This is a genomic window from Streptomyces niveiscabiei (assembly GCF_001419795.1).
Lineage (GTDB): Bacteria > Actinomycetota > Actinomycetes > Streptomycetales > Streptomycetaceae > Streptomyces > Streptomyces niveiscabiei.
Genome location: NZ_LIRL01000788.1, coordinates 1 through 6,141, shown reverse-complemented (window position 1 = coordinate 6,141; position 6,141 = coordinate 1). Strand labels below are relative to the sequence as shown.

Here is a 6,141-nt window from a genome sequence, read left to right as displayed (position 1 = left end):
TCCGAGCCCGTACCGAACGGGTCGCCCGGGATGACCGACGGCTTCATCGCGACGAAGGTCAGCGCGGCGGCGACGGGGACGCCGATGAACGTCCACAGACGGCGTCGCCTGCGCGCCCGCGCCTCGGTGTTCTGCCAGGCGGGGCCGGTGCGCCAGCCCTCGGGGAGCTCGCCCCGCGCCTCCTGCTCGCGCAGGCGCGCGGTCACCATGCGGGCGCGCGCGGACGGCTCCTTCGGTACGTCGTCCGGTCTCTTCGCCGGGTCCTCCACGGTCTCGCGCAGGAACTTGTCCCAGTCGTCGTCGGATATGTCGGGCACGGTGGCCATCCCCCTCGGTCCTCACGCAGGCTTCTGCGGCAGCAGAGCGTAGAGCGTGATGCGGCCCACATCGAAACCGCGTGATGTGGACCACATAAAAATTCCGTGAGAAACCGTGCAACCTTTCCCGCTGCTCGCGGATCAAACCTCCCGTAACACGGGCCACACCCGCGCCCCCAACGCGGAAGGTCTCCCGCCGACACGGCACGCCACCCGGGCGCGCCGTGCCTGACAACCCGAGGTCTTCTCATGAAGCTCCGCCGTGCCATAGCCGTGGCCGCCGCGACCGCCGCACTGTCCCCGCTGGTCCTGATGTCCGCGCCGTCCGCGTTCGCGGAGGACGGCACGTCCGCATCCCCGTCGCCGTCGGTCTCGGCGAGCGAGTCGGCGCCCGAGGCGGCGCCGTCGTCCCCGGCGGCCGACGACACGACCGGTGACGACAAGGGTTCCGCGTCGCCGAGCACCTCGTCGTCGAGCACGCCGAGCGGCAGCGCGTCCGGTACGCCGACGGGCACGCCGTCCGCGAGCACGTCGGTCAGCTCCACGCCGTCGGCCCCGGCGGAGGTCGACTACTGCGAGTCCGAGGACGAGGACGCCCCCTTCGGCGTCGACGAGAACCTGACCACCGGAATCACCGGTGTGCCCTCGGCGGTCGTCGCCGGCAGCGGCTGGAAGAACATCACCTTCAAGGTCTCCAACATCGGCGACCAGACGATCAAGAACATCAAGCCGATGGTGGGCATCGCCGCGTTCACCGAGGAGGAGGACTACTCCTCCAAGCTGACGCTCCAGATCCTCCAGAAGTCCACCGGCACCTGGAAGACCCTGGCGGACGCCTCGGACGAAGGCGCGACGCTCTCCGCGATCAACCTCGCCGGCGGCCAGTCCGTCTCGTACAAGCTGCGCTTCAGCGTCGACGTCAGCGTGCCCAGGTCCTTCGGCATCACCGGCGGCATCGCGATGTACTCGGACTCCGAGGGCTGCTGGATCTCCGACGACCCGAACCTCATGACCTACCGGTTCCAGGTCCTCGCCGCCGGTTCGAAGCCCGGTAAGCCGGGCAACGCCAAGCCCCAGACGGGCGGCGCCAAGCCGGTCAACCTGAACGACGTCGAGGTCACCGGAAGCCTCGCGGAGACCGGTTCGTCCTCCGCGCTTCCGATGATCGGTCTCGTCGGCGGCGCGGCCGTCGTCGCCGGCGCGGGCGCGATCTTCATCGTCCGCCGCCGCAAGGCGGACGGCAGCCACGCGTAATACCTGAGGACGACGGAGGGACCTGCGCTCGGAGGGGGGCGCAGGTCCTTCCGTGCTTTCAGTCCCCCTTCGGGGGTACGACCGGCATCCCGAGGAACGGCAGCCTCAGCGCCCCGAACGCCTCTTCCGGCACCGCCGGTGACTTCGGCTCGACGGCGGCGAGCCGCTCGTACGCCTCCCCCTGCGCAGGCCGCGTGTCGGGCTCGCCCTTGTTCGGCCAGTACGCCATGGCCCGTTCGGCCTGCGCGGTGATCGTCAGGGAGGGGTTCACGCCGAGGTTCGCGGAGACGGCGGCCCCGTCGACGACGGAGATCCCGGGGTGGCCGTAGAGCCGGTGGTAGGGGTCGATGACGCCGCTCTCCCGGGAGTCCCCGATGGGGCACCCGCCGAGGAAGTGCGCGGTGAGCGGAGTCCCCATCAGCTCACCGACGTTGGACCCGGCGAACCCGTTGATGTCGGCGGCGATGGCGGACGCGGCTTCCGAAGCGGCCCTGATCTGCTGGGGGTTGGGCGCGCCGTGCCCCTGACGGGCCGTCAGCAACCCCTTGCCCACGCCCGACGGCTTCAGGTACGTCGTGAGCGAGTTGTCCAGCGACTGCATGACGAGCCCGATGATGGTCCGCTCGGACCACTTGCGGTTCGACAGGGACCGCAGCAGCAGCATCGGGTGCCGGGCGATGTGCGCGAGCCATCCGGCGACCCTCGACGACCCTTCCGCGTACGGGACTTGGACGATCGACAGCCCGCCCATCGCGTTGGACCCCTTGCCGTACCGCACGGGTTCGATGTGCGTGCTGGCGTCGGGGTGCACGGACGAGGTGATGGCGACCCCGCGCGTGAAGTCGGGGCTGCGCCCGGTGGCCTTCCGGTAGCGCCGCTCGTCGGTCTGCGCCCCCACGAGCGCCTCGGAGTTGGTCCGGGTCAGCTCCCCCAACCGCTCGGACAGGTACGGGAGTTGGCCGCCCGCCTTCATCCGGTGCAGCAGCGTCTGCGTGCCGTAGGTGCCGGCCGCGAGGACGACCCTGCGGGCGGTGTAGATCCGCCCCTTGCCCTTGCGCCGGTTGTCGGTGGGCAGCGTGGCGACCGCGTACCCGCCGCGCGAGTCGTCGGTGACGGAGACGACGGTGGTCATCGCGTGCACCGTCGCCCCGGCCTTCTCGGCGAGGTACAGGTAGTTCTCGTTGAGGGTGTTCTTCGCGCCGTGCCGGCAGCCGGTCATGCACTCCCCGCACTCGGTGCAGGCCCGCCGCTTCGGCCCGGCCCCGCCGAAGTACGGGTCGGCGACCTCCTCACCGGGCTTGGCCTTCGGCCCCTGCCCGTCCGCGTCCTCGCCGTCCCCGAAGTAGACGCCGACCGGCGCCATGTGGAAGGTGTCGCCGACGCCCATGCGCTGCGCGGCGGCCTTGAGGTGGACGTCGGAGGGGGTGACGGTCGGGTTGAGCCGCACGCCGAGCATCCGCCGGGCCTGGTCGTAGTACGGCGTCAACTCCCCTTCCCAGTCGGTGATTTCCTTCCACTGGGGGTCCTCGAAGAACGCCTTGGGCGGTACGTAGAGGGTGTTGGCGTAGTTGAGGGACCCGCCGCCGACCCCGGCGCCGGCCAACACCATGACGTTGCCCAGGAGATGGATGCGCTGGATGCCGTAGAAGCCGAGCCGGGGTGCCCAGAGGTAGTTCCTCAGGTCCCAGGAGTTCTTGGGCAGCAGCTCGCGGCCGAACCGGCGTCCGGCCTCCAACACGCCCACCCGGTAACCCTTTTCGGTGAGGCGCAGCGCGGTCACGGACCCGCCGAAGCCGGAGCCGACGACCAACACGTCGTAGTCGTAGGCGACTTGGGACTGCTCTGACACGCTGCCTCCTACCGGAACCGGAAAGCCTTCATCGCCCGAAGGCTGCGGCTCATGAACCGCGCGTACTTCTCGTCGTCCATGCCGAGCGAGGGCGCCATCGGCAGCAGCCGCTGGTGCGCGACCGTCTGCGCCTCGGTGTACTTGAGGATCCCCTCGGAGCCGTGCCGCCTGCCGAGCCCGGAGTCCTTCATGCCGCCCATCGGCGACTGGACGCTCCCGTACGCGGACGCGTATCCCTCGTTGACGTTGACGGTCCCGGTCCGCAGCCGCGCGGCGACGGCCCGCCCACGCCGCCCGTCCTTCGTCCACACGGACGCATTGAGGCCGTACGACGTGGAGTTGGCGAGCGCGACGGCCTGGTCCTCGTCCGCGAACCGGTAGATGGCGACGACCGGCCCGAACGTCTCCTCCCCGCACACCGCCATCGGCGTCTCGACGCCTTCGAGGATGGTCGGCTCGTAGAAGTAGGGCCCGATGTCGGGCCGGGCCACGCCGCCCGTGACGACGGTGGCCCCCTTGGCGACGGCCTCTTCCACGTGCCGCGTCACGGTGTCGAGCTGCCGCTGCCCCACCAGCGAGCCCATCTCGGCACCGTAGGCGAGGGAGTTGCCGAGCCGCATGGCCCGCGTGCGGGCGGCGAACCGGTCGAGGAAGACGTCGGCGATCGACTCGTGGACGTACAACCGCTCGATGGACACGCAGAGTTGACCGGCGGAGGAGAAGCAGGCCCGGACGGCGCCGGCGGCGGCCTTCTCGATGTCCGCGTCCTTCAGCACCAACATCGCGTTCTTGCCGCCGAGTTCGAGCGACACCCCGACCAGCCGGGCGGCGGCGCCCTGCGCGACCTCGCGGCCGACGCGGGTGGAGCCGGTGAAGGAGACGTAGTCGGCGTGCCGGACCAGCTCGGGGCCGATGACCGGGCCGTCGCCGAGCACGACCTGGAACACCTCGGCGGGGAGGCCCGCCTCGATCAGCAGGTCGCGCGCCCACAGCGCGGTGAGGCAGGTCTCCGTGTCGGGCTTCATGACGACGGCGTTGCCCGCGACGAACGCCGGGATCGCGTCGCCGACGGACAGTTCGAGGGGGTAGTTCCAGGGGGCTATCTGCCCGACCACCCCTCGGGGATGACGCAGTTCGGTGACCTTGGTGAGACTGGGGATGGCTCCCGTGTGCCCCTTGGCCCTCAGGTACGACGGTCCCCTGCGGCCGTAGTGCCGGGCGGCGACCGCGACGGCCTGCACCTCCTCGTGCGCGTGCAGCCTCGCCTTGCCGGTCTCCAGCTGGACCAGGTCGAGGACCTCCGCCTGGCGCTCCAGGAGCAGGTCGTGGAAGCGCAGCAGCACCGCCGCCCGCTCCCTGACCGGCGTCCGCGCCCAGACGTCCTGCGCGGCGCGGGCCCGCTCGAAGGCCAGCGCCACGTCCTCGGGCGTCGACTCGGGCAGGTCGGCGAGCTTCTCCCCGGTGAACGGCGTGTGGTTGGCGGTGCGCCCCGAGCCCACGACGCCCTTCGTGAGCTGGGCGACCAGTTCGGGGGTGACCACGTCCGCCGCGGTGCGCACCCCGGCCGGGGCCGGGGCGACGGGGTTCGTGCCGTGCGGGGCGCTGCTGGGAGCCTGCGAGTCCGTCATGACGCGCAGGGTATGCCGCCGCCACGCCTTTGGGTACCCGTCGGTAACGCGGATTCACCGCACCCGCACACCGCGCCAGCGTTCACTGGCGAGGAAGCCGCTGATCAGGGGGTTCACCGAGCCGCCGGGACAGGCGCGGCCGGTTCCTGCCGGATCGCCGCCGGGCCCCTGCCCGGTAGCCGCCCGGTCACCCGAAAAAGAGGCTGAGCGGAAAGGGCCGCCGCCGCGCCGGCTCCTGGACGTCGTACCCGCTCTGCTCCTCAGGTACGACGACCCGCTCACGCGGCGCCTCCCTCTCAGGTACGACACCCCGAGCACGCCCGTCACCCGCGTCCCCCTCAGGTACGACACCCCCGGAGACCGCCCGCAACACCTCCTCCACCTCACCGGCACCCATCCGCTCCCCCGGCTCCTTCACCAGCAGCCCCGAGAGCACCGCCCCCAGTTCACCGGCCTGCACCGGCTCGGGCACCTCCCCGGCGAGCACCGCCGCGAGCGTCTCCTCGGCGGTACCCCGCCGAAACGGCGACACCCCCTCGACAGCGGCGTACAGCAACACCCCCAGCGACCACAGATCCGACTCGGCCCCGGCATGCCCCCCGGCGGCCCACTCCGGCGCCGCGAACTCCAACTCCCGTACGGTGCCCCCCTCTTCGTACCCATGGGCGATCCCGAAGTCGGTCACCACGACCTGCCCGTCCGCCCCGAGGAGCACATGCTCGGGGCGTACGTCCCGGTGCACGATCCCGACCGCGTGCGCGGCCCGCAGAGCCCCCAGTACGACGCCCCCGACCCGGGCCGCCTCCACGTACCCCAGCGGCCCCAGCTCCAGCGCCTCCGCGAGCGACTCCCCCTCGACCAACTCCATGACGACCCAGGGAAGTTGATCCTCTCCCTCGACCACCACGTCCTGGATCACGACAGCCCCGGGGTGCTCCACGCGAGCAGCGGCGCGGGCCTCCTGGTACAGCCGGTGCGCGGCCCGCCGGAACTCCTCGCTGCCCGGCTCCCCCGGCACCCGAGGCGCCTTGACGGCAACCTCCCGCCCGGCCTCCACGTCCCAGGCCCGCCACACAACTCCCGCCCCCTCACC

At 71.5% G+C, this 6,141-nt stretch carries 4 protein-coding genes and 1 pseudogene; 1 reads left to right on the top strand and 4 read right to left on the bottom strand.

Annotation, left to right across the window (positions count from 1 at the left end):
* Positions 1–326, bottom strand: a pseudogene (locus AOK24_RS33705) (hypothetical protein); the annotation flags it as partial.
* 240 nt (positions 327–566) lie between these two features.
* Here AOK24_RS33705 and AOK24_RS33700 point away from each other — a divergent pair.
* Positions 567–1,571 (top strand): LAETG motif-containing sortase-dependent surface protein, encoded by a 1,005-nt coding sequence (locus AOK24_RS33700; protein WP_055723808.1) that lies wholly within the window; start codon positions 567–569, stop codon positions 1,569–1,571.
* Positions 1,572–1,629: 58 nt separating this feature from the next.
* Here AOK24_RS33700 and AOK24_RS33695 read toward each other — a convergent pair whose 3' ends face one another.
* The 3 genes from AOK24_RS33695 to AOK24_RS33685 form a co-directional block, all read right to left on the bottom strand.
* Positions 1,630–3,420, bottom strand: a complete 1,791-nt coding sequence (locus tag AOK24_RS33695) for a GMC family oxidoreductase N-terminal domain-containing protein (RefSeq protein WP_055723807.1) — start codon at positions 3,418–3,420, stop codon at positions 1,630–1,632.
* Positions 3,421–3,428: 8 nt separating this feature from the next.
* On the bottom strand, positions 3,429–5,048 hold the full coding sequence (locus AOK24_RS33690; protein WP_055723806.1) for a succinic semialdehyde dehydrogenase: 1,620 nt from the start codon (positions 5,046–5,048) through the stop codon (positions 3,429–3,431).
* A gap of 187 nt (positions 5,049–5,235) precedes the next feature.
* Positions 5,236–6,141 (bottom strand): protein kinase domain-containing protein (locus tag AOK24_RS33685; protein WP_159052072.1); only part of this gene is annotated, 906 nt, incomplete at its 5' end.